This window comes from Marinobacter sp. C7, assembly GCF_022343555.1.
Lineage (GTDB): Bacteria > Pseudomonadota > Gammaproteobacteria > Pseudomonadales > Oleiphilaceae > Marinobacter.
Map to the genome: position 1 here is coordinate 394,495 of NZ_JAKQZH010000001.1, position 26,791 is coordinate 421,285.

General features: G+C 59.6%; 22 protein-coding genes. 10 read left to right on the top strand and 12 right to left on the bottom strand.

The genetic code is table 11. The features are described from left to right. Positions 1–52: 52 nt before the first annotated feature. The 6 genes from nusA to pnp all read left to right on the top strand — a co-directional run bounded on the left by nusA (position 53) and on the right by pnp (position 8,461). Positions 53–1,546, top strand: coding sequence for a transcription termination factor NusA (nusA, locus tag MD273_RS01795; RefSeq protein WP_239036062.1), 1,494 nt, complete (start codon positions 53–55; stop codon positions 1,544–1,546). Positions 1,547–1,564: 18 nt separating this feature from the next. Further along, on the top strand, positions 1,565–4,147 hold the full coding sequence (gene infB, locus MD273_RS01800; protein ID WP_239036063.1) for a translation initiation factor IF-2: 2,583 nt from the start codon (positions 1,565–1,567) through the stop codon (positions 4,145–4,147). Continuing rightward, positions 4,147–4,578, top strand: coding sequence for a 30S ribosome-binding factor RbfA (gene rbfA, locus MD273_RS01805; RefSeq protein WP_113861464.1), 432 nt, complete (start codon positions 4,147–4,149; stop codon positions 4,576–4,578). The genes infB and rbfA overlap by 1 nt, the downstream gene beginning before the upstream one ends. Continuing rightward, positions 4,575–5,501: a tRNA pseudouridine(55) synthase TruB gene (gene truB, locus MD273_RS01810; protein ID WP_239036064.1), complete on the top strand. Its 927-nt coding sequence runs from the start codon at positions 4,575–4,577 to the stop codon at positions 5,499–5,501. The genes rbfA and truB overlap by 4 nt, the downstream gene beginning before the upstream one ends. A 78-nt stretch (positions 5,502–5,579) precedes the next feature. Then, complete coding sequence (gene rpsO / locus MD273_RS01815) at positions 5,580–5,849, top strand: 30S ribosomal protein S15 (protein ID WP_092003920.1); 270 nt, start codon at positions 5,580–5,582, stop codon at positions 5,847–5,849. A 497-nt stretch (positions 5,850–6,346) separates the two neighbouring features. Then, the gene (gene pnp, locus MD273_RS01820; protein WP_239037590.1) at positions 6,347–8,461 is read left to right on the top strand and encodes a polyribonucleotide nucleotidyltransferase; all 2,115 of its coding nucleotides are present in this window, start codon (positions 6,347–6,349) and stop codon (positions 8,459–8,461) included. 245 nt (positions 8,462–8,706) lie between these two features. Here the strand turns inward: pnp and MD273_RS01825 are convergent, their stop codons facing one another. From MD273_RS01825 to MD273_RS01865, 9 genes are all read right to left on the bottom strand, one after another. Continuing rightward, entirely contained in the window at positions 8,707–9,594 is an 888-nt protein-coding gene (locus MD273_RS01825; RefSeq protein WP_239036065.1) for an alpha/beta hydrolase, read from the bottom strand. Beyond that, positions 9,564–11,429, bottom strand: coding sequence for an Lnb N-terminal periplasmic domain-containing protein (locus tag MD273_RS01830; RefSeq protein WP_239036066.1), 1,866 nt, complete (start codon positions 11,427–11,429; stop codon positions 9,564–9,566). The genes MD273_RS01825 and MD273_RS01830 overlap by 31 nt, the downstream gene beginning before the upstream one ends. Positions 11,430–11,510: 81 nt before the next feature. Further along, on the bottom strand, positions 11,511–11,975 hold the full coding sequence (locus MD273_RS01835; RefSeq protein ID WP_239036067.1) for a DUF3015 domain-containing protein: 465 nt from the start codon (positions 11,973–11,975) through the stop codon (positions 11,511–11,513). A 292-nt stretch (positions 11,976–12,267) separates the two neighbouring features. Next, positions 12,268–12,969 carry an ABC transporter ATP-binding protein gene (locus MD273_RS01840; RefSeq protein WP_239036068.1) on the bottom strand — a complete coding sequence of 234 codons (702 nt, stop codon included), beginning with the start codon at positions 12,967–12,969 and terminating at the stop codon, positions 12,268–12,270. A gap of 9 nt (positions 12,970–12,978) precedes the next feature. Beyond that, positions 12,979–13,734: a high-affinity branched-chain amino acid ABC transporter ATP-binding protein LivG gene (gene livG, locus MD273_RS01845; protein WP_239036069.1), complete on the bottom strand. Its 756-nt coding sequence runs from the start codon at positions 13,732–13,734 to the stop codon at positions 12,979–12,981. A gap of 6 nt (positions 13,735–13,740) precedes the next feature. Continuing rightward, positions 13,741–15,012 carry a high-affinity branched-chain amino acid ABC transporter permease LivM gene (locus MD273_RS01850; RefSeq protein WP_239036070.1) on the bottom strand — a complete coding sequence of 424 codons (1,272 nt, stop codon included), beginning with the start codon at positions 15,010–15,012 and terminating at the stop codon, positions 13,741–13,743. After that, the gene (gene livH / locus MD273_RS01855) at positions 15,012–15,935 is read right to left on the bottom strand and encodes a high-affinity branched-chain amino acid ABC transporter permease LivH (protein WP_239036071.1); all 924 of its coding nucleotides are present in this window, start codon (positions 15,933–15,935) and stop codon (positions 15,012–15,014) included. The genes MD273_RS01850 and livH overlap by 1 nt, the downstream gene beginning before the upstream one ends. Before the next feature lie 162 nt (positions 15,936–16,097). Beyond that, complete coding sequence (locus tag MD273_RS01860; RefSeq protein ID WP_285229109.1) at positions 16,098–17,210, bottom strand: branched-chain amino acid ABC transporter substrate-binding protein; 1,113 nt, start codon at positions 17,208–17,210, stop codon at positions 16,098–16,100. Between the two features lie 197 nt (positions 17,211–17,407). Further along, positions 17,408–18,244 carry a tetratricopeptide repeat protein gene (locus MD273_RS01865; RefSeq protein ID WP_239037592.1) on the bottom strand — a complete coding sequence of 279 codons (837 nt, stop codon included), beginning with the start codon at positions 18,242–18,244 and terminating at the stop codon, positions 17,408–17,410. A 309-nt stretch (positions 18,245–18,553) separates the two neighbouring features. Between MD273_RS01865 and MD273_RS01870 the strand changes: the two genes are divergently transcribed. Beyond that, positions 18,554–19,048 (top strand): MarR family winged helix-turn-helix transcriptional regulator, encoded by a 495-nt coding sequence (locus MD273_RS01870; protein WP_239036072.1) that lies wholly within the window; start codon positions 18,554–18,556, stop codon positions 19,046–19,048. A 68-nt stretch (positions 19,049–19,116) separates the two neighbouring features. Here the strand turns inward: MD273_RS01870 and lon are convergent, their stop codons facing one another. Beyond that, entirely contained in the window at positions 19,117–21,567 is a 2,451-nt protein-coding gene (gene lon / locus MD273_RS01875) for an endopeptidase La (RefSeq protein ID WP_239036073.1), read from the bottom strand. Positions 21,568–21,786: 219 nt separating this feature from the next. On the opposite strand from lon, the gene trxA reads away from it, so the two are divergent. Both trxA and MD273_RS01885 read left to right on the top strand, forming a co-directional pair. Then, on the top strand, positions 21,787–22,650 hold the full coding sequence (gene trxA / locus MD273_RS01880; protein ID WP_239036074.1) for a thioredoxin: 864 nt from the start codon (positions 21,787–21,789) through the stop codon (positions 22,648–22,650). A gap of 123 nt (positions 22,651–22,773) precedes the next feature. Next, positions 22,774–23,094, top strand: coding sequence for a hypothetical protein (locus tag MD273_RS01885; RefSeq protein ID WP_239036075.1), 321 nt, complete (start codon positions 22,774–22,776; stop codon positions 23,092–23,094). A 52-nt stretch (positions 23,095–23,146) separates the two neighbouring features. On the opposite strand, the gene MD273_RS01890 is transcribed toward MD273_RS01885, so the two are convergent. Further along, the gene (locus MD273_RS01890; RefSeq protein WP_239036076.1) at positions 23,147–24,241 is read right to left on the bottom strand and encodes a fatty acid desaturase; all 1,095 of its coding nucleotides are present in this window, start codon (positions 24,239–24,241) and stop codon (positions 23,147–23,149) included. A gap of 136 nt (positions 24,242–24,377) precedes the next feature. Between MD273_RS01890 and MD273_RS01895 the strand changes: the two genes are divergently transcribed. Next, positions 24,378–25,400 carry an AraC family transcriptional regulator gene (locus MD273_RS01895; RefSeq protein WP_239036077.1) on the top strand — a complete coding sequence of 341 codons (1,023 nt, stop codon included), beginning with the start codon at positions 24,378–24,380 and terminating at the stop codon, positions 25,398–25,400. A gap of 24 nt (positions 25,401–25,424) precedes the next feature. Here MD273_RS01895 and MD273_RS01900 read toward each other — a convergent pair whose 3' ends face one another. Then, positions 25,425–26,789: a KamA family radical SAM protein gene (locus MD273_RS01900; protein WP_239036078.1), complete on the bottom strand. Its 1,365-nt coding sequence runs from the start codon at positions 26,787–26,789 to the stop codon at positions 25,425–25,427. Positions 26,790–26,791: the final 2 nt, after the last annotated feature.

Here is a 26,791-nt window from a genome sequence, read left to right on the forward strand (position 1 = left end):
CGAATTGAAAAGTCAGTGGACGCACAGTTTATTTTGAGGGCAGGGCAATCCAATGAGTAAAGAGATCTTGCTGGTGGTCGAATCCGTCTCGAACGAGAAGGGTGTCGAGAAGGATGTGATTTTCGAAGCGATCGAGCTTGCGCTCGCCACCGCTGCCAAAAAGCGCTACGAGGATGAAGAAGCGGATATCCGGGTTGCCATTGATCGCCGGACCGGGGAGTACGAAACATTCCGCCGGTGGCTGGTGGTCGACAACGACCAGGTGCCTGCCCTGGGGACCGAGCTGACCCTTCAGGAAGCGGAGGAAATCGATCCGAACCTGAAGCCGGGCGACATCCACGAGGAGAAGGTCGAGTCCGTATCCTTCGGACGTATCGGCGCCCAGGCCGCCAAGCAGATCATATTCCAGAAGGTTCGCGAAGCAGAGCGCTCCAAGATTGTTGACAGCTACCGCGATCGTGTCGGTGAGCTGGTTTCCGGCACCGTAAAGAAAGTCACCCGTGACAACGTCATCGTTGATCTGGGAAGCAATGCCGAAGCATTGTTGCCCCGGGAAAACCTGATTCCCCGGGAAACCTTCCGCATGGGTGACCGGGTTCGCTCACTACTGCTTGAGATCCGTACCGACCATCGTGGCCCGCAGCTGATACTGAGCCGGACTGCACCGCAGATGCTGATCGAACTGTTCCGCATCGAAGTGCCGGAAATTGCCGAGGATCTGATTGAAATCCGGGGCGCGGCCCGGGATCCCGGATCCCGAGCCAAGATTGCCGTCAAGACCAACGACCGCCGGATCGACCCGGTGGGTGCCTGCGTCGGTATGCGGGGCTCCCGTGTCCAGGCGGTTTCCAATGAGCTGGGCGGAGAGCGCGTGGACATCGTGCTGTGGGATGACAACCCGGCGCAGCTGGTGATCAATGCCATGGCGCCGGCCGAAGTGGCGTCCATCGTAGTGGACGAAGATCGTCATACCATGGATGTCGCAGTGGCGGAGGATAACCTGGCCCAGGCCATTGGTCGTAACGGCCAGAACGTGCGTCTGGCGACCGAGCTGACCGGCTGGACCCTGAACGTGATGACCGAGGAAGAAGCCGGAGAGCGTCAAGAGCAGGAGTACAACCGGCTGCTGGATCATTTCACCTCCAACCTCGATGTTGACGAGGAGTTCGCCGGTGTCCTGATCGAAGAGGGCTTTACCTCGCTGGAAGAAGTCGCTTATGTGCCGATGGAAGAAATGCTGGCGATCGAAGGCTTTGATGAGGAAACCGTGACCGAGCTGCGCCGCCGTGCCAAGGACGTTCTGCTGAACCAGGCGCTGGCAAGTGAAGAGGCGCTCGAGGGAGCTGAGCCGGCCGAAGATCTGCTCAATATGGAGGGCATGGATCGTGCGCTGGCATTCAAACTGGCCGGAATGGGTGTTCGCACCATGGAAGATCTGGCCGAGCAGTCAGTAGATGACCTGCTCGAGATTGAAGGTATGGATGAAGAGCGTGCCGGTCAGTTGATTATGACCGCACGTGCCCCCTGGTTTGAAGACCAGGCTTAATTCGGGAGGAGGACCAGTATGGCTGAAGTAACGGTAAAACAACTGGCCGCAGATGTAGGCGCTCCCGTGGATCGTTTGCTGAAGCAGATTGTCGAAGCAGGCCTAGATGCCCGTTCCGAGAACGATGCTGTAACCAGCGATGAGAAGCAGCAGTTGCTGGCCTATCTGAGAAAGACACACGGTGAAGCGGAAACAGAACCCCGCAAGATCACCCTGAAGCGGAAGACCACAACCACACTGAAGGCGGGTAAGGCCAAGACAGTGAATGTCGAGGTTCGCAAGCGTCGCACGTACATCAAGCGCGCAGAATTGCAGCCTGAGCCGGAAGCGCCCAAGCCGGAAGAGAATGTTGAAGAGCAAAAGCCGGTCGAATCGCCGGCGCCTGCAGAGGAAACGCCGAAGGTAGCGGCGGAAGCGGAAGCTCCGAAGCCAGAGGCCGAGAAGGCTGCCGAGGCTGAGGTAGCCGCGAAGGAGGAAGCTCCGAAGGCAGAGGAGCCGAAGGCTGAAGAAGAGCCTGTGGCGGCGGCAGAGCCTGCCGTTGAGCCCGAGCCCCAGCCGGAAGAGGTTCCGATTCCGCCGCCCGAGAAAGAGGGCAAGGATCGCAAGCCCAAGAAGAAGAAAGAAAAGGGCCGTGAACGCGGTGAGGAACTTGAGGAAGGCAAGCCGAAGAAGAAGCAGGCTGGTCACCGCGGTCCCCGCAGCCGTCCGGTGGAAGAGCCGGTCATCCTGTCCGAGGACGAGGAAGAGTCTGCGCCGCGCAAGTCGCTGCGTATGAAAAAGAAACCCAAAGAGAAGCGTCACGGCTTCGAGAGGCCGACCAAACCAATGGTCAGAGAAGTAGAGATTCCTGAAACGATTACAGTGGGCGACCTTGCCCAGCGCATGGCGGTGAAGGCTGCCGACGTCATCAAGACCCTGATGGGTATGGGCGTGATGGCTACCATCAACCAGGCGCTGGACCAGGAAACCGCGATCCTGGTGACCGAAGAACTGGGTCACAAGGCCAAGGCGGTCAGCGAAGATGCCTTTGAGGAAGAGGTTCTGAGCGAGATCACCGAAACCGCCGAGGGTAAAGAGAGGATCAAGCGGGCACCGGTGATCAGCGTGATGGGTCACGTTGACCACGGCAAGACCTCGCTGCTCGATTATATCCGCCGCACCAAGGTGGCCGCCGGTGAATCCGGTGGTATTACCCAGCACATCGGTGCCTATCACGTGGAAACCGACCACGGCATGGTGTCGTTCCTCGATACCCCGGGCCACGCGGCGTTTACCGCCATGCGCGCCCGCGGCGCCCAGTGTACCGATATCGTTATCCTGGTCGTGGCTGCGGATGATGGCGTTATGCCGCAGACCAAGGAAGCGGTGGATCATGCCCGTTCTGCCGGCGTTCCCATCGTCGTTGCCATCAACAAGATGGATAAGGAAGAAGCCGATCCCGACCGTATCAAGACCGAGCTGGCGGGTATGGACGTGATCCCGGAAGACTGGGGCGGCGATACCCAGTTCGTGCCTGTGTCCGCGCACACCGGCCAGGGTATCGATGACCTGCTCGAAGCGGTGCTGCTGCAGTCTGAAATGCTGGAGCTGGAAGCCTCTCCGGATGCGCCGGCCAAGGGTGTTGTGGTCGAGTCCAGTCTCGAACGTGGCCGTGGTTCTGTTGCTACTGTTCTGGTCCAGAACGGTACTCTGCGCCAGGGTGATATGGTCGTAGCCGGTTCCTTCTTCGGCAAGGTTCGCGCCATGACCGACGAGGCAGGCAAGCAGGTCAAGGAAGCGGGGCCGTCCATTCCGGTGGAAATTCTCGGCCTGAACGGCACTCCGGATGCGGGTGACGAGTTCTTCGCGGTGGCCGACGAGAAGAAGGCCAAAGAACTGGCCGAGTTCCGTCAGACCCGCGAGCGCGAGCAGCGTCTGCAGCGTCAGCAGGCGGCCAAGCTGGAGAACATGTTCGAGAACATGGGCAAAGACGAGGTCAAGACCCTCAATGTGGTTCTGAAGACCGACGTTCGCGGTTCTCTCGAGGCGATTACCAAGGCCTTGCTGGATCTGGGTAACGAGGAAGTCCAGGTGAAGATCGTGTCTTCCGGTGTCGGTGGTATTGCCGAGACGGATGTGAGCCTTGCGGCGGCTACCAACGCGGTTATCTTTGGCTTCAATGTCCGTGCCGACTCTGCGGCCAAGCGCCTGGTGGAACAGGAAGGCCTGGACCTGCGCTACTACAGCATCATCTATAACCTGATCGATGATGTGAAGGCGGCCCTGACCGGCATGCTGGCTCCCGAGTTCCGCGAAGATATCGTGGGCATCGCCGAAGTACGCGACACCTTCCGCTCACCGAAGTTTGGCCAGGTGGCCGGCTGTATGGTGGTGGAAGGTACCGTTTACCGGAACAAGCCGATCCGGGTATTGCGTGACAACGTCGTGATCTTCGAGGGCGAGCTGGAATCCCTGCGCCGTTTCAAGGACGACGTACCGGAAGTCCGGAATGGCATGGAATGCGGTATTGGCGTTAAAGGCTACGACGTGAAAGTCGGGGACCAGATCGAGGTGTTCGATCGCGTCAGGGTAGAGCGCAAGCTCGAGTCTACGGGGGCCTGATGGCACGCGAGTTCAGCCGACTGGATCGCATTGGCGATCAGATGCAACGAGAGCTGGCCCAGCTTATCCAGCGGGAAATCAAGGACCCGCGGGTAGGCATGGTCACGGTCAATGACGTCAAAGTCAGCCGTGACCTGGGCTATGCCGATATTTACGTCTCTCTGCTGTCCACCGAGGAACTCACCGAGGAGTCCCCGGAGGTCAAGGAGTCCCTGGCCGTTCTGAACAAGGCGGCCGGATTCCTGCGGGGTCAGGTGGGGCGTGCCATGAAGCTGCGGGTGGTTCCCCACCTGCGCTTCCACTTCGACACCCTGCTCGGCCATAGCCGGAAGATGGACAAACTCATCCGTGAGGCCGTTGGCGACAAGCCGGCCGTGCCCCGGGATGACAATGACGATCCGGTTTCCGACAACCCGGAGCGAGACGCTTGAGCCGAAGACGCAAAGGCCGTGACGTAAACGGCATTCTGGTAATCGACAAGCCCCAGGGCGTCACTTCCAACGGTATCCTCCAGCAAGTAAAGCGACTGTATGGCGCGGCCAAGGCCGGCCATACCGGCGCCCTTGACCCGCTGGCCACGGGTGTCCTGCCCCTGTGTTTCGGGGAAGCGACCAAGTTCTCCCAGATGATGCTCGACAGTGACAAGGCCTACGTCACCACGGCCCGGCTCGGTGTACGCACCGAAACCGGGGACAGTGAGGGTCAGGTGGTCGAGGAAAAAGCGGTTCCGCCCCTCGATGTCAATCTGGTAGAAGCTGTTCTTGAACGGTTCCGGGGTGCCATCGAGCAAGTACCGTCCATGTACTCCGCACTCAAGCACAAGGGGCGCCCCCTGTACGAGTATGCCCGGGAAGGCATCGAAGTGGAGCGACCAGCGCGGCCGGTGACTATCTACGAGCTGACTCTGCTGGAATTGCGCGAGAACGAGATGGATCTGGCGGTCAGTTGTACAAAGGGTACGTATATTCGCTCACTGGTCGAGGACATTGGCCAGGCCCTGGGCTGTGGTGCCCACGTTACCGCCCTTCGCCGTACCATGGCATCCGGCTTTACCCTGGCAAACGCCCACGACGTCAGTGAGTTGGAGGCCATGCGAGAGCGTGGTGAAAGCCTGGATGGTCTGCTTCAGGCCCCTGATAGCGCGCTGTCGATGTTCCCCGAGGTGGTTCTGGAAGGGAGTGCGGCGGTATCGATCTTGAACGGGCAAAAGGTTAGAATAGCCAGTCAATCCCACGAAGGCTTTGTGCGCCTGTACGGTGAGCAGGGCTTTATCGGGTTGGCAGAAGCTTTCCCGGAAGGCGAGAGGGTCCTGCTGGTCCCCCGTCGACTGGTGAAAGGCAGCGCCGGACGCTAGTCAAGGCGCTGCATAGCCGGGCTGTAGAGATGCGCGGTTCGGCCGGATTTATCAGCATCGCAACCAATGAGGTGAAATATGGCACTTTCTGCCAACGAGAAAGCACAGATCGTCAAGGATTTTCAGCAAGGTGAAGGCGATACCGGTTCCCCTGAGGTTCAGGTGGCACTGCTGAGCGCCAACATCAACAAGCTGCAGGATCACTTCAAGGCCAACAAGCAGGATCACCATTCCCGCCGCGGCCTGATCCGGATGGTAAACCAGCGCCGCAAGCTGCTGGACTACCTCAAGCGCAAGAACGCTGACCGTTACCTGGACCTGATCCAGCGTCTGGGTCTGCGTCGCTAATCCGGGTTTTACGACCTGGGGCCTGTTCCCCGTGCTGGAACAGGCCGTCAACCGGCGGGCCCTCGGGCCTCCGGTTGAGCTTTTCTCAAGCGCAAAGAACTGCAGTTGATTTGTCAGTGATACCGAAGGATTCCCTGTCGTAACCGAAAGCCGAAATTGATAGCAGGTTGTTGAAAAGCCCGGGCCGGATGGCATCGATCAGCCATCGACCTGACCGGGGTTTTGCAACAGCCTGTTAGCTTTCAGACGGGTTGCCCTCCAGTATCATTCAAGCACCTGCAGTCAGATAAAAAAGGGGTCGGATCAGCTGATCTGACCCCGGGTTCCATACTCTGGAGCTGACTTGAAAACGGGGTCAGATGAAAGCCTTCATCTGACCCCAGGTTCAATATTCCGGGTTCGGCCTGAAAACGGGGTCAGATGAAAGCTTTCATCTGACCCCACCTTCACGGCAAACCCCGGGTTCATGACTGAAAAAGCAGGAGTTTGTTGTGCATCTGCAACCAACCAAGAAAACATTCGAACTGGGTGGCGAAACCTTCACCCTGGAAACCGGTCGCGTTGCCCGCCAGGCAACCGGTGCCGTTCTGGTCTCAACCGGCGATACCGCCGTTCTGGGTACCGTCGTGGGTGCCAAAGAGCCCAAGCCGGGCCAGGGCTTTTTCCCGCTGACCGTGAACTATCAAGAAAAGACCTACGCGGCCGGTAAGATCCCGGGTGGCTTCTTCAAGCGTGAAGGTCGTCCTTCCGAGAAGGAAACCCTGACCTCCCGTCTGATCGACCGTCCGATCCGTCCGCTGTTCCCCAACGGATACATGAACGAAGTACAGGTTGTGCTTACGGTCATGTCTGCCAGCAAAGAACACGACCCGGACATCGCCGCCATGCTGGCCGCTTCTGCGGCACTGGCCATCTCCGGTATTCCGTTTGACGGTCCGATCGGCGCCGCCCGCGTTGGCTTCACCAACGACAACGGTTACTTCCTGAACCCGACCTTTGAGCAGCTGCAAAGCTCCATGCTGGACATGGTCGTGGCCGGCACCGAAGACGCTGTGCTGATGGTTGAGTCCGAGGCGAAGGGCCTGACTGAAGACCAGATGCTGGGTGGCGTTCTGTTCGCCCACCAGCAGATGCAGACTGCGATCACCGCCATCAAGGAATTTGCCGCGGAAGTCGGCAAGCCGCGCTGGGAGTGGAAGCCGGAGCCGGAGAACACCGAGCTGCTGGAAGCCATCAAGGGCGAGTTCACCGGTGCCATCGAGGAGGCGTACAGCATCCGCGACAAGATGGCCCGTTACGAGCGTCTGGGTGAGCTCAAGGCTGCTGCCGTCGAGAAGTTTGCCGGCGAAGAAGAAGGCCAGCCTTCCGAGGACGAGGTCAAGAAGTACTTCGGCAAGATCGAGAAGAACGTGGTTCGCCAGCAGGTTATCGATGGCAAGCCGCGCATCGACGGTCGCGACAACAAGACCGTCCGTCCGATCGAAGTGGAAGTCGGCGTGCTGCCGTCCGTTCACGGTTCTGCCCTGTTCACCCGTGGCGAGACCCAGGCCATTGTGACTGCCACCCTGGGTACCACCCGCGATGTGCAGATCATCGATGCCCTGGAAGGTGAGCGCAAGGACCCGTTCCTGTTCCACTACAACTTCCCTCCGTACTCGGTAGGCGAAGCTGGCCGGATGGGTTCACCGGGCCGTCGTGAGATCGGTCACGGTCGTCTGGCCAAGCGTGGCGTGGCTGCCGTTATGCCGACCATCGAAGAGTTCCCGTACGCGATCCGTGCGGTGTCCGAGATCACCGAATCCAACGGTTCCAGCTCCATGGCCTCTGTCTGTGGTTCCTCGCTGGCCCTGATGGACGCGGGTGTGCCGCTGAAGGCGCCGGTTGCCGGTATCGCCATGGGTCTGGTCAAGGAAGGCGACAAGTTCGCGGTTCTGACCGACATCCTGGGTGACGAAGACCACCTGGGTGACATGGACTTCAAGGTTGCCGGTACCAAAGACGGTGTGACTGCCCTGCAGATGGACATCAAGATCCAGGGTATTACCGACGAAATCATGGAAATCGCTCTTGAGCAGGCCAATGCTGCGCGTTTGCACATCCTGGACGAGATGAACAAGGTCATCGCCGAGCCGCGCGCCGAGCTGTCCGACCGGGCGCCGAGCATCACCACCATCAAGATCCATCCGGACAAGATCCGTGACGTGATCGGTAAGGGCGGTTCCGTGATCCGTGGTATCTGCGACGAGACCGGCGCCTCCATCGACCTGGACGACGACGGCAACGTGAAGATCTACGCAGACAACCAGGCGGCTGCCCAGGCTGCGGTGAACCGCGTCAAGGAGATTACGGCGGAGATCGAAGTCGGTGCCATCTACAAGGGTCGCGTCGAGCGCATCGTGGACTTCGGTGCCTTTGTCAACATCCTGCCGGGCAAGGACGGTCTGGTGCACATCTCCCAGATCTCCGATCGTCGCATCGAGAACGTCTCCGACGAGCTCAGCGAAGGTCAGGAAGTCCTGGTCAAGGTACTGGACGTGGACAACCGCGGCCGCGTGAAGTTGTCCATGAAGGAAGTGAAGGAAGGCGAGCAGCCGACCGATTTCACCGACTGATAGATAGCCAGCGGTAAAGACGGGGTCAGAAGAATGCTTTCTTCTGACCCTTTTTTGTGCCCGAAATTCCGGAGTCAGGCCCAAGCTCCGGGGTCAGAAGAACGCCTTCTTCTGACCCCACCTTCAAAACACCAGCCCCGCAGTCGGACACGAATTCGGGGTCAGATGAACGCTTTCATCTGACCCCACTTTCAGAACTCCACGCCCGGAGTCAGAGGTCTACGCTTGGGGTCAGATGAAGGTTTTCATCTGACCCCATCTTCAGCCAAAAACTCCAAAACCGCCTCCCGATACGCCGGAATCACAAACGTCGCCCCATGCCCCGTATCCGTCCGCAGAAACCGCTTGGGCTCGCCGGCCGCCTCATACAACGCCACCCCATGGTGAAACGGAATAATCCCGTCCCGGACGCTGTGAATGACCATCACCGGTACCGGAGAGATGTCATCGATCCTGTCCAGGCCCTCGTATTCCGCGGGGATGGTCCAGCTCAGCGGAACCTGGAACGGCCAGGTCATCCAGAAGGCGTCGAGCTTCTCCCGGGCGATGCGCCGGAACCCGGAGAAGGTGCCATCGAGGACGATGCTGTCCAGTGCCGGGCGCTCTTGCCTTTGAACCCATTCGCTTGCCAGCGCCACCCCCAATGCACCTCCAAGGCTCTGGCCGAGGATATGGACAGGTTTGTCGGCCACACCGTCCCGGTCCACCAGCCAGCGAAACCCGGTCTCCACGTCGTGCAGGGCGCCTTCAATGTCCGCTTCGCCGGTGGAATGGCCAAAGCCCCGGTAATCGATGGTGAAAACGTTGTAGCCTTCTTTCGGCAGCCAGGCAACGTTCAGGATGTGGCTGCTGATGTTCTGCGCATTGCCGTGAAGGAAGTAGACCGTCCCCAGGGCAGCACCTCCGTCCGCCTGTGCCGGCAGCCACCAGCCGTGCAGCTTCTCGCCATCCGCCGTGTCCAGATAGACGTCCTCGTAGTCGAGGTTGAGGCGGTCAGGGGTAACATAGGTGATACTGTCGGGATAGAAAAAAACACTGCTGCAGCCCCCCTGAAGCAGCACCAGGCCGGCGATGAGTACTGCGGTCAGGATTCGGCCGCGGCTCAGAAGTAGGCGTGCAGTCCGGCGTGCCATGTGCTCTGGTACCTGTCGTAATGGTCTTCACGGGTGAATTCGGCAAACAGGCTGAGCGCCCGGCCGAAGTGCCAGTTTGCCTTGGCGTACGCCTGATCCTGGCGGTGCTGGCTGCTGACGATCCAGGCCTTGGTCCGGGCGCCGGCCATGAGACTGAACCGGTTGTTCTGGTGCAGCACTCCAAGATCCGCGCCCGGTGCAGCGTCATAGCCCCGACGCAGGTCGTCGTCGATTTCCAGGTCCGCCGTGGCGATGGCGAACACCTGGGTGCGGTCACCCAGAGCCCAACTGCCGCCGGCACCCCCCTCCAGATAAGGAGCCAGCACGCGGTCATCACCGGTGTCAGTCCGCCTTCCGCCAAATCCTACCTGCCAGGAGAGCGGAGAGAAGAACTGATTTCTGGGGCTCAGGGAGCGGATTTCAACGCCCACCAGCTGCTCCACCTGGAGCTCGTCGTTGTCTCTGTAGAAGCGGGCATCCAGGCGCAGGAACTGCAGCTGTGCCCCGGGCCGATAGCCCGCCGGCGGGTCCAGGACGTCGTGATAGGCCGGCCGGAATGTGAGCTGGGTGAATTCCCGGTGCGCCAGCTGACCGGCTCCGAGACTCACCCGGAAGGTGTCATGCCCCTGATCGTCACGAACCTCGGGTTCCGGCGGTCGGGCGCTGGTATCGACGCCCTCGATCCGGCTCCTGGATACCAGCAGTTCATGGGACAGCGGTGCCGCATGCTCCCTGGGCCAGCTCTCAGCCTCGCTCTGGTAACGGACATAATCGTAGGTGGCGTCCAGAACCCTGGCCCGCTCGCGGTCGTTCAGTTGTTGCAGCTCCGGATCGTCCGTCCCGACATAGCCGTTGGCGATCGCCGCCGACAGTGTTTGATGGTCGTCCGGCAGGGTCGAAATACGGTAGGCGACAGAAGTGGCCGCCGAGGGGCGGTAATACACATCTTCGACCAGGTCCTTGTCCACCACCCAACGCACCGTGTCGGAGGGGATGGCGTGAGTACTTACTTCCCCCAGAAGGTCCGTTCCCGGGCGGGCCACGTCAATCAGCGCCAGCAACCGGTAAGCGCAGTTCTCATCGAAGAAGTAGTAGTCGAAGTTCTTGTCCTGAATCTCCCAGGCATGGGCCAGGAGCAGATCGACCTCGCTCTGATCCAGGTTCAGGGTGTATTCCCACAGATCCCGGTGCTCGATGTCCGAGTAAAGTCGGATTTTTTCGTAGTAGGGCTGTACCGTGGTGATGCCGGGATAACCGCCGAAAATACCCTTGTAGGCGAACAGGATCTCACTGTCGTGGGCGGCGGCATCGGCCGCATAGGAGATGGTGTTGGCCAGCAGCAGATTGGTTTCATCGTCTTCCCGGGGCGGATCCAGTCGCAGGAAGGTGTGCCCGAACATGGATGAAGGACTGTTGAGGTAAGACGCGGCAAACACCAGGGTGACGCTTTCGGTATTCAGGGTCTCTTTCCAGTCCTGGTAGTCCGGGCAGGCGATTTCAGAGTCCGGCAGTTGCAGACGCTTCCTGAGCCAGGTGTCCCGGGCGGGGAAACGGCAGCGGGCGTGGTTGTTGCCACCTCCCGGTTTCTGTATCGCTGCCAGAGTGGCTTCGAGTTCTGCGCGGGGGGAGTGCTTGCCGTTCTGGCTCAGGAAAAAGGCAGGGTCATCAGCCTGGCTGGTATAGCCGTCACCAAAGGTATCGGGCTGGTAGTGGCCCAGGGTCAGCCAGGCGGGGTCCTGATGCAGGTTTTCGGGAATCGGTTGTTCGCTGGCCTGGAGGCTGAAGCTGAAGGCAAGGCAGAGAACCGCCTGCCCAAAACGCACGTTCTGGCCCATGGAGAAGAGTGATCCGGGTCGTTGGGGAAAAGTGGTCAGGCGCCGTCCTTGGCGCCATTTCCATCCTTGCTGAAGCGGTGATTATGCCGCTACGTATTTGCTCAGGTTCTTGTCCTGCTCAAGCAGGGCCACGATGGCATCCACGGCCTCGCCGGACGTGGTATCGGCATCCGGGAAGATGGCAGCGAAGTTGTCCTGAAGTACCTTGCGGAACGCGTCACGGTCAGTTTCCTCCACGCCCAGCAGCACAGCGAGGGTGTCGAGGTTCTCACCGGAACCGCGGGACATGTCCCGGGCAACCTTGTCGATATTGCTGTCCATGTACATGGCCATGGACTGAACGGCCTGGTTGGTCTGGCAGCCCAGGGTACCGGTGGTCATGCCAAAGGTCTGGTTACCGAAGGTACCGTTGGTCGTAGCGGCCAGAACGTGGGGAGCAATACCGGATTGTCCTTTCCAGATCATGGCACCCACGCCGCAGCCGGGCTGGGCGAAAGCCATGGAAGATGCACCCAGAAGAATTGCACCTGCGATCAGTTTTTTCATTATTTACTCCTTTCTGTGCTTTTTATGCAGTCGTCGCATTGGATTCCCGGCCGGCCCAGAGGGACAGCCGGGAAAGAACGGCCCTGACAGGGATCCTGTGGAGACAGGCAGACCGTTGGCTTGAGTATAGTCCAAGTTCCGGAATCGCAAGGGCCCAGAGTCGTGAGTAATTGATTTGTGTCGAATTTTTTCGGGTGATTCCCGTAAGATATGTAAACTTTCAGGTCATACCTGCAAAAAGGCCGGAACGTGTCTCCACGCACCGGCCTTTTTGTCGAGCTTTGCTGTGCTGTCAGCCGCCGAGATACGCGTTGCGCACATCCGGGTTGGCCAGCAGATTCTTGCCGGTATCGTGCAACCGGATCCGTCCGGTCTCCAGCACGTAACCACGGTCCGCGAGGTTCAGCGCCTGATGGGCGTTCTGCTCCACCAGGAACACGGTTATCCCTTCTTCCCGAAGCTGGCCGATGATCTCGAAGATCTGCTGGATCACGATTGGCGCCAGGCCAAGAGATGGCTCGTCCAGGATGATCATTCTGGGTTTGCTCATCAGGGCGCGGCCAATAGCCAGCATCTGCTGTTCGCCGCCAGACATGGTCCCTGCCCGCTGCTGTTCCCTCTCCTTGAGCCGGGGAAACAGCTCATAGACATGGTCCTGGCTCTTCCGGATCTCGGCCTTGGTGTTGAAGAACCCGCCCATATGCAGGTTCTCTTCGACCGTCAAGCCGGAGAACACCCGGCGGCCTTCGGGGACGATGGCAATGCCGGAGCGCATGATCTGGGAGGTAGGGTCTCGGGTGATGTCCCGGCCTTCCAGGAGTACCCGGCCGGAGCTGGCCTGCGGATTGCCGCAGACCGTCATCAGCAGAGTGGTTTTGCCTGCGCCGTTGGCACCGATCAGGGAGACGATCTCACCTTTCTTGACCTCGACAGATACACCGTGCAGCGCCTCGATTTTCCCGTAATGGGTATGAACATTCTCAAGTACTAGCATGGTTGGTCCTCAGGCCTCGCCCAGATAGGCTTTGATCACGTCGTCGTTCTGGCGGATTTCGTCCGGTGTGCCACTGGCCAGGGGGCGACCCTGGTTGATGACGTTGATCCGGTCGGAAATGCCCATTACCAGGCTCATGTCGTGCTCAATCAGCAACACGGAAACGTTGTAGTCCTCTTTCAGGCTGACAATCAGCTGATCCAGTTCCTTCGTTTCCGCCGGGTTGAGGCCTGCCGCCGGCTCATCCAGCATGAGCAGTTGCGGTTCAGTGACCATGCAGCGGGCAATTTCCAGGCGCCGCTGCTGGCCATAGGCCAGGTTTCCGGCCTCCCAGTTGGCCATGTCGATCAGACCGACCCGCTCCAGCCAGTAACGGGCCCGCTCGAGAGATTTTTTCTCCCGCTCCCGGTAGTCCGGGGTCTTCAGCAGGCCGGCGATCAGGTTGGTGTTGAGGTGCCGATGCTGGGCCACCAGCAGGTTCTCCACCACCGTCATCTTGCCGAACAGGCGTACATGCTGGAAGGTGCGCACCATGCCCAGACGGGAGATCTTGTAGTCGGGCTTGCCCTGGATTTCCTGGCCCCGGAACAGGATCTTGCCGCCAGTGGGTTTGTAAAAGCCGCTGATGCAGTTGAACACGGTGGTCTTGCCGGCGCCGTTGGGGCCGATGATCGAGACAATTTCGTGTTCCTGGACATCCACGGATACCTGGTCCACCGCCAGCAGACCGCCGAAGCGCATGGACAGATTCTGTACTTCAAGCATTGTCTGTCACCCCTGCTCTTTGAGTTCGATTTGGATGCGGCGCATGGGCAGCAAGCCCTGCGGACGCCAGACCATCATCAACACCATGGCGGCACCGAAGATGAGCATCCGGTATTCAGAGAACTCCCGCGCGAGCTCGGGCAGGATGGTGACAGCAATCGCAGCCAGGATGACCCCGACCTGTGAGCCCATTCCGCCCAGGACCACGATGGCCAGGATGATGGCGGACTCCAGGAATACGAAGGATTCCGGGCTGATAAAACCCTGTTTGGATGCAAACACGGTACCGGCAAAGCCGGCAAAGAAGGCACCGATGGTAAAGGCCGAGAGTTTCACCGCGGTGCGGCTCAGGCCCAGTGATCGGGCTGCGATCTCGTCCTCCCGGAGCGCTTCCCAGGCACGCCCGACGGGCATGCGCATGAAGCGCCGGATAACCAGCAGGGTGAAAATGGCCAGCACCAGGGCAATCAGGTACAGGAAGATCACCTTGTGTTCGCCGGAATAGGCAATGCCAAAGGTTTCGTGGAAGGAAACGTTGCCTTCCTCCTTGACCCGGCGGCCGAACTCCATGCCGAACAGGGTAGGATCCGGAATGCCACCAATACCGTTGGGGCCGCCGGTGAGCGAGGTCCAGTTGTTCAGCAGGATGCGGATAATCTCGCCGAAGCCCAGGGTCACAATTGCCAGGTAGTCACCCCGTAACCGGAGAACCGGAAAGCCCAGCACAAACCCGAACAGGGCGGCGAGCAGGGCGCCGATCGGCAGCGCCAGCCAGAACGAAACACCGAAGTACTGTGACAGAAGTGCGAAGGTGTAAGCCCCCACTGCATAGAATGCCACATAACCGAGGTCGAGCAGGCCAGCGAGGCCCACCACTACGTTCAGCCCGAGGGCGAGCATGATGTAGATCAGCACCAGGGTGGCAAGGTCAACTGCCCCCCGTGACACGATGAACGGCCAGAGCAGGGCGAACAGGATGATCGCCACGAAAAAGACCCGTTCCATCAGCATGCGCCTTTCCTGAGACACAGGACCGCGCTTGGGCAGTGGGTTGAGATTCGGAACCTTGCCGAAAATACCCATGATGTTGTCGCGGAACAGCTGGAACAGGAAAACCGCAACGGCCGCCAGGAAGACGTTGATCACGGTCCCGGTGGTGGCCCCTTCCAGGCCTACACTGGTGCCCTCCGCGACCAGGTTCAGGCCGAGGATGGGATAGGAAATAACCAGGGTGATTACCGCACAGAACAGTGCGTGTTTGAAGTTTTGAGCAGCCATCAGATCTTCTCGACCTCCGGTTTGCCAAGCAGGCCGGTGGGTTTGAACAGCAGAATCAGGATGAGCAGGCTGAACGAGATGACATCCTTGTATTCGCCGCTGAGGTAGCCCGAGGTCATGCTCTCTGCCACGCCGAGTATCAGGCCGCCGAGCATGGCGCCCGGTATGCTTCCGATGCCGCCGAGGACGGCTGCGGTAAACGCCTTCAGGCCGGCGATGAAACCGAACAGGGGATCGACGGAGCCGTAATACATGCCAAGCAGAAGGCCTGCCACGGCCGCGAGAGCGGCGCCGATGACGAACGTTGCTGAGATGATCCGGTTGGTATCAATGCCCAGCAGGTTGGCCATCCCCAGGTCCTGCGACACCGCACGACAGGCGCGACCGGTCCGGGATCGGGAAATGAACAGTGACAGGACCGTCATGCACACCAGGGTGGTGACGAAGATGGTGATCTGCATGTAGGAGAGGGACATCTGGAAACCTTCGGACGAACCGAACTGGAAGCCGCCCTCGATCAGGGCCGGAAAGCCGATGTTCCGGGAGCCCTGCGCCAGATGTACGTAGTTCTGCAGGAAAATGGACATGCCGATGGCGGAAATCAGCGGGATCAGCCGGTGACGCCCGCGAACCGGTCGGTAGGCGACCCGCTCCACCGCCCAGCCCATGGAGCTGGATACCAGCATGGCGCAGATCAGCGCCACGATCAGGATCAGCGGTAGCCAGGCAACCCCGAAAGAAGCCAGGCCGGTAATGGCAATCAGCGCGGTGTAGGCGCCGATCATGTAGATCTCACCATGGGCAAAGTTGATCATGCCGATGATGCCGTAAACCATCGTGTAACCGATGGCGATCAGGGCGTAGGTGCTCCCGATCGTCAGCCCGTTAATGAGCTGCTGGAAGAAATAAAGGAGGTCTTGCATTGTTTTTGAACTCCGAAGGCCTGCTCCCTCCACTACCAAACCCCTGGTCCGGGTTATCCGCACCGGGGGCAGGGAAGCATCAACAGGAGCCTAGAAAAACACCTTCTCCCGGATCGCGGTGAGAAGGTGCTCTCATTATTACCGTTTGTTAACGATTTCGGCTCAGTTTACCGGAGTTTTGCTGCCATCTGAATGCCATTCGTACACGACAAACTCGAACGACTTCAGATCGCCGGCCTGGTCATACTGAACGGCACCGATCGGAGTCTGGAAGCTGCCGCTGCGCAGGGCCTCGGCAACTTCGAACGGATCGGTGGATTCAGCCTGCTCGATGCCGTCGGCGATCAGCTGGACCGCAGTGTAGGAGGTCAGCACGAACGGGCCGGAGGGGTCTTCACCCTTGTCCTGGAAGGCTTTGACCAGCTCCTGGTTTTCGGCCTTCTTGTCAAAGCTGGGTGGCAGGGTTACCAGCAGGCCTTCGGCGGCCTCGCCGGCGATGGTGTTGATGTCCTTGTTACCTACGCCTTCGGGACCCATGAACTTGGCGTCCAGGTCAGCCTGGCGCGCCTGGCGCAGGATTAGGCCCAGTTCCGGGTGGTAACCGCCGTAGTAGACGTAATCCACGTCCGCCTGCTTGAGCTTGGTGACGAGGGAGGAGAAGTCTTTGTCGCCGGCGGTGATACCCTCGAACATGGCGATTTCAACGCCCTGATCTTTGAGGGTGTCACGTACTGCAGTGGCGATGCCTTCACCGTACTGCTGCTTGTCGTGAACAATGGCAACGCGCTCGGGGTTCTGGCTGGCAATATAGTTGCCGGCAACCGGACCCTGCATGCTGTCCAGACCAATGGTGCGGAAGACCAGCTCATAGCCGCGTTCGGTAATTTCCGGGCTGGTGGAAGCCGGGGTCACCATCAGGATGCCTTCATCTTCGTAGATGTCGGAGGCGGGCTGAGTGGAGCTGGAGCACAGGTGGCCCACCACGAAACGAACACCGTCGTTGACCAGGCTGTTGGCTACGGTGACCGCCTGCTTCGGGTCACAGACGTCGTCGTACTCGACGGCAACCAGTTCTTCGCCCATCACACCGCCGTTGGCGTTGATCTGCTCGATGGCCATGCGGGCACCGGCGAACTGCATGTCACCGTACTGGGCGACGGGGCCGGTCATCGGGCCGGCAATACCGATCTGGATCTCTGCTGCTGCCTGGCCGGCGGCCATCAATGCAATGGAAGTGCTTACAGCGCTTGCGAGTTTCTTTACTGAGGTTCTCATTGGGTCAGTCCTGTTTGGTTCAGGGTTATTCTTGTGTTCTCAGAGAGTTAAACAAACACCACGGGCCCCTTGTTGTCAAGCAGCCCGGACCAGCGTTTGTTCAGGAACACAACTTTTAAAAAGCATGCCTGAATTGAAGATGGAAAACTCCAATCTGGCAGGCTGCTTGCAAAGCGTGTGCCTGGCTGAGAAAAGTGTCACGCGTCCGTGCTGTTGTCCTCCTGATCCGGAAACACCAGTGTGCGGAAGCTTTCGTGTTCGCGCAACTGTTCGAAGCTCGGATCGACGGATGCATCGTCCCGATACGCTTCCGAAATATCAATGGCTTTCTCGAGAGTGCTCACGGCGTCTTCCCAGCGCCCGATTTCCGCATAGGCGCAGGCCAGCTGGTAATGGGCGTGTCCGTTACCCGGATCCAGTTTGAGTGCCCGGCGGCACAGGCTGATGGCCCAGAGCGGTTCCTGCATTTCCAGAACGGCATCCGCCTTGTAGCTGAGAGCTTCCACATCGTCCGGTCGGAGGTCCAGAATGCGGTCGTAGGCAGCGATCTTGTTCTGCTGTGAGGTTTCCTGGCTTGCCTTGAGCCAGAGCGAGTGCACCTCGTTGGTGCGTTCGATCTCGGCCTGGTTCTGGTGGATGATGTCCGATTTCTGCTGCAGCTGCTCCTCGATGGCCTTCAGGCGCTTCTCGTATTCCACCACCAGCTCGTTCACGCGCTTCTCGGCCACACTGGCCAGCTGGTTACGCATGTCCCGGATCGAGTTCCAGCCTATGACGACCAGGATGGAGGTGGCGCCGGCGATGAGGTAGAAAAAATAGGTCACCGTGTCGGTGGCGTAGGACATGGTCTTGTCGGCCACGGACAGCTCCTTGTCGACCACCTTCTCGATCAGCTCCGCTCGGGTGTCCATCATTTCCTTGCGCAGGGCTTTGCTTTCCTCCAGCAGGTAGAGCTCGATGAACGGGGTGTACATGGGCTCTTCCAGATCAGCCAGCGCGGCGGCCACGTCATCGGAGGTGACATCGTCGTCCATTGATGGCCGCTCGCCTGTGTCCTGTGCGGCCGCGGTTCCGGCCAGAATTACCAGCAACAGGATCGTGCCGGCACGCATTGTCTTGAACCATGGCAGGAGCGAGTGGGTGAATCGGTTGGTCATGATACTGCGTCCGTTTTGCGGTTTTGGAAAACAGCTGACCTTAGCATAGTGGCTGGCGGAAAAAACGCCGTGCCGACAGTCCATGGGGCCAGCGCCGTTAAGTGGAAGTGCTAACTTGCATTTATTGGTACAAAGACCTCTAATAGTTAGAGGTATAAACAAGTGTCGGGCAGTCGGAGCAACTCTGTGGACAGTTATGAACAGGTGCTGGTAGCGCTTCGTCGCGTCATCCGGGCAACGGATCTCCATTCCAAGCGGCTGAGCAAACATGCCGGGCTGACAGGCCCGCAATTGCTGATCATGCGTACCATTCGGGATCTCGGGGAGGTGACCATTGGCACCATCGCCGAAAAGGTCAGCCTGAGCCAGGCAACCGTGACCACGATTCTGGACCGGCTGGAACATCGTAAGCTGGTCTACCGTGTCCGCAGTACCAAGGATAAGCGCAAGGTGCATGCGCACCTGACCGAAGAGGGCGCTGATATTCTCTCCCGTGCCCCGAACCCACTGCAGGAAGACTTCATCCAGAAGTTCCAGAGCCTGCATGAATGGGAGCAGACCATGATCCTGGCCTCACTACAGCGCGTGGCGAACATGATGGATGCTGACGAGATCGACGCCTCGCCGGTTCTGACGGTGGGGTCGGTGTTGAAGGATGACGGCTGGAAGGAGAAGGCCTGAAACCGTGAATAAGGGGTCAGAAGAACGCTTTCTTCTGACCCCACCTTCACCGGGTTCTGCCTCCAGGGTCAGTGCACCGAAGATCCCTTCCGGGGTTTGTTGCCAAAACAAACCTGAAACACGTCGTTGTAATGCCGGGCAAAGTTCACCGTCAGCCCCTCCTTGAGATACTCCGGCAACTCCTCATAGTCTCCGCGGTTCGCCTCCGGCAGGATCAGATTACTGATCTTCTGCCGCCGTGCGGCGATGACCTTTTCCCGGATGCCACCCACCGGCAGTACCTGGCCTGTCAGGGTGAGCTCGCCGGTCATGGCCACGTTTTGCTGGGGCGCCTCCTTCCGGGCGATCGATAGCAGTGCCGTGGCCATGGTGACGCCGGCACTCGGACCGTCCTTCGGTGTTGCGCCTTCCGGTACATGCAGGTGGACAAAGGATTTGTCGAAGAACGTCGGGTCGCCCTTGTAGCGTTTCAGGTTCGAGGACACGTAGCTGTACGCAATCTCCGCCGACTCCCGCATCACATCTCCCAGTTGCCCGGTCAGCTTGAAACCCCGCTGGCTGCTGTGAATCCGGGAAGCCTCGATGCTGAGAGTGGCACCGCCCATGGCGGTCCATGCGAGGCCAGTCACCACGCCCACTCCTTTGAGCGATTTCTCCTTGCGGAAGGAAGGCTGACCCAAATACTCGGCCAGGTCCGCCACGCCAACTTTCACCGATTGATCCGGTTTGTCCAGTAGCTTCACGATGCCCTTGCGAATGATCTTGTGCAGCAGCTTTTCCAGGTTGCGCACGCCCGCTTCCCGGGCGTAGCCCTCGATCACCTGTTTGAGCGCCGCGTCGGTCACGTTGAGCTGCTTTTTGAGGAGTCCGGCGCGCTTGAGCAGCCGCGGCAGCAAGTGGTGCTTGGCAATGGCCAGTTTTTCCTCGGTGATGTAGCCGGACAGGCGAATTACGTCCATCCGGTCGAGCAGGGGGCGGGGAATGGTGTCCAGCTGGTTGGCGGTGCAGATAAACAGCACCTTGGACAGGTCCATGCGGACGTCCAGATAATGATCCAGAAACTCCCGGTTCTGCTCCGGATCCAGGGTTTCCAGCAGGGCGGAGGCCGGGTCACCCTGATAGGAGGCGCCAATCTTGTCGATCTCGTCCAGCATGATCACCGGATTGGCGACTCTGGAGTCCTTCAGGGCCTGCACGAATTTTCCGGGCATGGCACCGATGTAGGTCCGGCGGTGGCCCTTGATCTCGGCCTCGTCACGCATGCCGCCCACGCTGAACCGGTAGAACTGGCGGCCCAGGGCGTCTGCGACGGAGTGCCCGATGGAGGTCTTGCCCACGCCGGGCGGACCCACAAGCAGCAGGATCGAGCCGCTGACCTCACCCTTGAACGTACCTTCGGCCAGGAACTCGACGATGCGGTCTTTCACATCGTCCAGGCCGTCATGATCCCGGTCGAGAATGCGCCGGGCCTCGGCCAGGTCGAAATGATCCTCGGAATACTGGCCCCAGGGCACCTGGGTGAGCCAGTCCAGGTAATTGCGAGTCACACCGTATTCCGGCGAGCCCTGTTCCAGCACCTGCAGCTTCTGCAGCTCGTCCCGGAAGCGTTCCTGCACCGGCTCTGGCGGATCCAATTTGGCCATGCGCTCTTCGAAACGCTCCACATCGGCGGTCTTGTCGTCCTTGGCCATGCCCAGCTCGCGCTGGATGACTTTCAGCTGCTCGCGCAGGAAGAACTCGCGCTGGTGCTTCTGGACCTTTTCGTTGACCTCCTCACTGATCTCTGACTGCAGGCGTGCAACTTCCTGCTCCTTACGCATCAGAAGCAGGACCTTCTCCATACGACGCAGCAGCGGCACGGTATCCAGGACGTCCTGAAGCTCCGGGCCGGGCGCGCTGGTCATGGAGGCCCCGAAGTCGGCCAGGGGGGAGCTGTCGTCCGGTCCGAAACGGGACAGGTACTGCTTCACCTCCTCGCCATAGAGTGGATTGGTGCGCAGCAATTCCTTGATGGCGCTGATGATGGCCAGGGTGTAGGCCTTCAGTTCGTCGGCGTCCTCCTCCGGCTCGCTCGGATACTCCACTTCCACCAGATAAGGTGGCTTCCGCCGCAACCACTGGACGATGCGGAACCGCTGGAGGCCCTGGGCGATAAACTGGACCTTGCCGCTTTCCTTCTGGGCGTGGTGCACGCGCACCGCGCAGCCGACGGTCTCGAGCTGATCACTGGCCGGGATGCCCTGTTCGGCGTCGTGTTCCTCCACATAGCAGATGCCGAGGACGCGGTGATCGGTTTCGCCCACGCGCTTGAGGGTTTCATGCCACGGATCCTGATTGACCATCACCGGCTGAACCTGGGCCGGGAAGAACGGACGATTGGAAACCGGCAGCACGTACATGCGTCGGGGCATGATCTGCTGGGGCAGGGCGAGGCTCTTGCTGTGCTCGTCCTTGCCGATGTATTCGGTCACGTCTTCTTCGAATTCCTCAAGGCTGTCATTGCGGTTTTCGTCGTTCATGCCGTCGTTGCGTCCCTCAAAGGTTGTCATCGGGCGGGCATGGGGGAACACTTGCCCGCGCTCATGTCTACTTGCGTATGTAGCGGCAGTTACGGTTATTTCAAGGATTTTGGGTGATCGCTGTTCGGGAATCTGATGTTGCCGGGAGCTTGATTTTCCCGCTATCGGCCCCATGTTCGAGGCAGATTCACATATTCATTCAACGGTTCAGGTGCCCCGATGAGCAACTCGCCCTATATTTTTGACGCCACCATGGAGAACTTTCAGCAGGAGGTCATGGATGCCTCTGCCAGCACGCCCATCCTGATTGACGTCTGGGCCGAGTGGTGTGCTCCGTGCAAGCAGCTGATGCCGATTCTCGAAAAGCTCGCCAATGAATATGAGGGCGGTTTCAAGCTCGCCAAGGTTAATGCCGACGAGCAGCAACAGCTGACCGCAAGTCTGGGTGTTCGCAGCCTGCCGACGGTGATACTGGTGAAGGATGGACAGGCAGTAGATGGCTTCAACGCTGCCCAGCCCGAGAGCGAAATCCGCAAGGTGCTCGACAAGCACGTTGAGGCACCGAAGGAAGATCCGTACGACGTTGCCCACCGCTTGTGGGAAAGCGGTGACGTGAACGGGGCTCTCGAAATTCTGACCGAACTCAACCGACAGGACCCGGAGAACATGAAGGTTCTGATCGACCTGGCGCAACTGAAGGCGGAGACCGGTGACCTCGAGACGGCTGAACAGGTGCTGGAAAGCCTGCCGCCGGAAGAAAAGATGCAGCACCAGGCCAAGCAGCTGGCGGCCCGCATCAAGTTCATGAAGCAGGCCGGCGAGCTGCCCCCGGTGGCCGAGCTCCAGAAAAAACTGGAGGCCGAGCCGAAAAACCCGGAAGCCCTCCACCAGCTTGCTCTGCAACATGTCCTCAAAGACGAGAATGCCGAAGCCATGGATCTGCTGATCCGTCTGATGCAGTCTGACAGCACCTACAAGGACGGCATCGCAAAGGCCACCCTGATCGAGCTGTTCGACAAACTCGGCAACAACAATCCGGACGTGCGCAGCTATCGTAGAAAGCTGTATACCCTGATGCACTGAGGGCTGGTCCGGAATCCGGGGGTCAGATGAACGCTTTCATCTGACCCCAAGCTCACGCCAGCCTACCCCCAGGGGTCTGATGAAAGCCTTCATCTGACCCCATGTGCAATGTAACCCCCAAGCATGCTCAAACTCCCACCCCAACCCGACCACTGCGAACTCTGCGAGCGCCCCGTCGCCAAACTCACCCGCCATCACCTGATCCCCAAACACCTGCACCGCAAAAAACGCTTTCAGAAGATGTTCAGCAAGGAAGAGTTGATCACCCGGACACTGTGGGTGTGCCGGCCTTGTCATAGTGCCATTCACCGGGCGTGCTCGGAGTATGAGCTGGGCCTGCATTACAACACCCGGGACAAATTGATGGAGTTGGAGGAGCTGAAAGTATTCGTGGATTGGATCCGGGAGAAGCCAGCGGAGTTTGTGCCGAAACCGGGAAGGTGAGGGAGCCGGTAACGTCGGGCTTGACGGTTTTGTCCCAATCAGGCGCCAGTAATCATGCTGCTTGACGTCTCTCTGCAGGTGCCTCCCGGGTAAACCGGTTCCCCCGCAGGAACGATCCATAATCGTTGAATCGAACCCCCATCTCTCTCATCACTTTATGGGCCGCCGGTGCCGTCCATTGCCGGATGTAGAAGGGCTCGCGCACGGCAAAGTGATGGATCGCGTGGGTGCTGCCAAAATTGAAGCAGAAGAGTTGCATCGGCATCAGCCACCAGGGGTTGAGAACCTGGCACTGCTGCATCACGTTCCTGGGCTCGACATCGCCGTAGTAGTGCATGTTGGAGCTGATGAAGTGCAGACAAAAAGTGCGCAGGAACGACGGCAGCATGTACACCACGGCAAAGGTATCGAGCGCCGCCAGGGCGGTTGCCAGCCCGCCCGACAGGGTGATCGGTGCGCCTGCAAGCTGCGCCGTGAACAGGATTGTGTGGGCCAGTAACCAGCTGTGGAACACCAGGTAGTAGAGGTTGCCGAGCGGCGCATAGGCGAGCAGCTGCTGCAGGCTCATCTTTCTGGCATCGCCCCGTGACGCCGGCTTCTGGCTGCGGATGTACTCACGTACCGCGCGTTGCATGGTAAAGGGCCGCAGCAACACGGCCAGCATGTTGTCTCCGGTCATCAACAGGCGACGTACGCCCCAGCGCTCACCATTGGTGATGCCGCGTTCCTCGAGATCGCTCTCGGTACCGCTGAATTTGTGGTGATGCAGGTGCAGCTTGCGCCGTACGAACGGGCTGATGGTGCTGGCCCTGGCCAGCCACCCCAGCGCCAGCATCAGATCGTTCGCCCATGGCCGGTTCTTGAAGTACATCAGATGGATCAGATCGTGTTCCAACTCGTGGATCAGTGACGCAAAGACCGCGGTAACCGGCACACAGACCCACCAGGGAATGAGCCCCTTCACATAGAGCGTGCCACTTGCAATCATTCCCAGAAGCGAAACGGCCATGATGGTGGCCCCTATCAGGTTCTGGTGCCTGTCCAGCCAGGGGTGCCGGCGGCGCAATGCTCGCCCCTCCTCCAGGATGGTCTTGCGGATGTACTCGGTTTTCTCTGCGTCGGTCAGGGGGTTCGGATCAACAGACATGGTTTTGACCTTTTTTACGGTTGGGCATGTCAACCGGGCACCTACACCCGGTTTTTTCAGCTGGTATTGTGATCCCGACCATGTCAGTACCGGCTATGAACCGATGACAAAAAACGATCATTTGACGACAACCACCTTGGCAAGCGTTTCCATTGTGTCGAGCCAGCCCACGGTTCCCGGCACCTATGTCCTGCTGCTGATCGATGTGGTAGAGCGTTGGAATGTGCCGGTGGAGAAGCTTCTGGGGCGTGAAGGTCTGGCTGTCGAGGACCTGTTGCGCAGCGGGTTCCGCCTGCCCAGGGACTGCTTCGCCCGGCTGATTCAGCAAGCCATCTTGCTGACCGGTGAGCCGGGCATTGGCTTCCTGATGGGGCTGCAAATGAAAGTGTCCTGTCACGGCGTGATCGGCCAGGCCGCGATGGTAGCAAAGACGCTGGGAGAAGCGCTGGACATCGCCATTGCCTACTTCAACATGCCCTCATCGGACCTGGAGTTGCGCCTGGATTCGCAGGGCGATCGGGTGCGTCTGGCCTTTGCCGAGCGTGACGAGCGTTACCGGTTGGGGGAAGTCGGTGCCATGTTCCTGCTCACCGGCTTCGCCGCAATGGCAGAGGCGCTCACGGGCGCCAGGCTGAGGGGCAGGGGGGTTGTCCGATTTGCCAAGCCCTCGTACATGAGCCGCTTCGATCACCTGATAGCCGGCCCCCTGACCTTCAATGGCGACTTCAACGGCTTTCTCTTCGATCGGTCGATCCTGGACTCCCCGCTGATGATGTCTGATCCGGTGGCGGCGCGGGTGGCCCGGGAGCAGTGCAAGGAAGAGCTGGGGCGCCTGGGGGGTGGGCGTTCACTGGTGCAGCAGGTGCGGGACCTGGTGTTCGACGAGGAGATGGGTTTTGCCTCGATCGAGGAAGTTGCGGTAAGGCTGAATGTGACTGCCCGAACCCTGCAGCGTCGGTTGCGCGCCGAAGGTGTGGTGTTCCGGGAGCTTGTGGAATCCATGCGTCAGCAGCATGCCAGGCGGCTGCTTGCGGTGGGTCAGAAAAGTATTGGCCAGGTGTCGGATCTGCTGGGGTACTCCGATGTCACCAATTTCAGCCGCGCGTTCCGGCGCTGGACCGGGCGTTCGCCCCGGGATTATATGAGGGCGCCGCACTAGCGGCGCCCTCGATAAGGAACGGGGTTATCCGTTGCCCTTTTTCATCTCCTCATACTCGTCCTCGAAGAAGAACTTCTCCTCCCCGAAGGCCGGTTCCAGCTCGTGCAGCCAGGTGGCTGTGTCGCTGTACTTGGCAAAGAACGGGCGCTGCACCCAGTCGGGATTGCGGCCCTGGAGGAAGCGCAGGACGAAGACTTTCTCGCCTTTGATTTCGGTGATGCCCTGGATTTCCACCTTGCCGGGGCCCGCGCTCATGGACGGGCCGCGGGCGGTGCGGGCGAGGCCGGAGACCTGCTTCATGGCTTCCCGGTAAATGTTATAGGCTTCGGCCAGAGGCACCTCGAAGTAGTTCTTGGCGCCGGTGTCCCGCTCTACGAACATGTAGTAGGGAATGATGCCCAGCTTCACTTCCTTCTTCCACAGCTTGGCCCAGGCGTCGGCATCGTCGTTCACGTGCTTGATCAGTGGGCCCTGGGCGCGGATCTCGGCACCGGTGGCGCGGATGCGGCGAATGGCTTCTTCCGCGATCTCGGTGGTGATTTCCTGCCAGTGATTGTAGTGGGCCATGATGGCGACGTGCTTGCCGGCATCAACCAGCTTGGCAAACAGCTCGATCAGTTCGTCCGCATCCTTGTCGGTCACGAACCGGTATGGCCAGAAAGTCAGGGCCTTGGTGCCGATACGAATGGTCTGGATGTGGTCGAACTCCGGCTCCAGCAGCGGCTCCAGGTACTGGACCAGGTTCTTCGTCTTCATCACCATGGGGTCGCCACCAGTGACCAGCAGATCGGTCACTTCGGTGTGCTCTTTCAGGTAGCCGTGAAGTTTCTCGGCTTCGGTACTGGCCATTTTCAGGTCCTTGTCACCCACGAACTGTGCCCAGCGGAAACAGAAGGTGCAGTAGGAGTGACAGGTCTGGCCCTGGGCCGGGAAGAACAGCACGGTCTCGCGGTACTTGTGCTGAACGCCATCCAGTACCTCGCCGTCCAGTTCCGGCATGTTCATTTCCATCTGGCCAGCCGGGTGCGGGTTCAGTTCGTCCCGGATTTCCTTTGCGGCGGCCTGGATTTCCTTCTTGTCGGCGCCTTCCCTGTGCAGCGCTGCCATACGCTCGAAATGTTCGTCCTTGAGCATCCCTTTTTGAGGGAAGACAAGTTGGTAGATCGGATCATTGGGTACCTTGTCCCAGTTGATCAGTTCGTTGATCACATACTCGTTGACCCGGAACGGCAGCACGCTGGCTACCACTTTCATTTCAAACAGGGTCTCTTCAGGGAGATTCTGAATGACTTCGATCTTGTCGAGCTGGCGGTCTGTGTAGACCTTGAAACGCCGTTCCTCGAACTCCGTTGTGGGAATCCGGTTCGGAAAGGTGACGATGGAGTTCATAG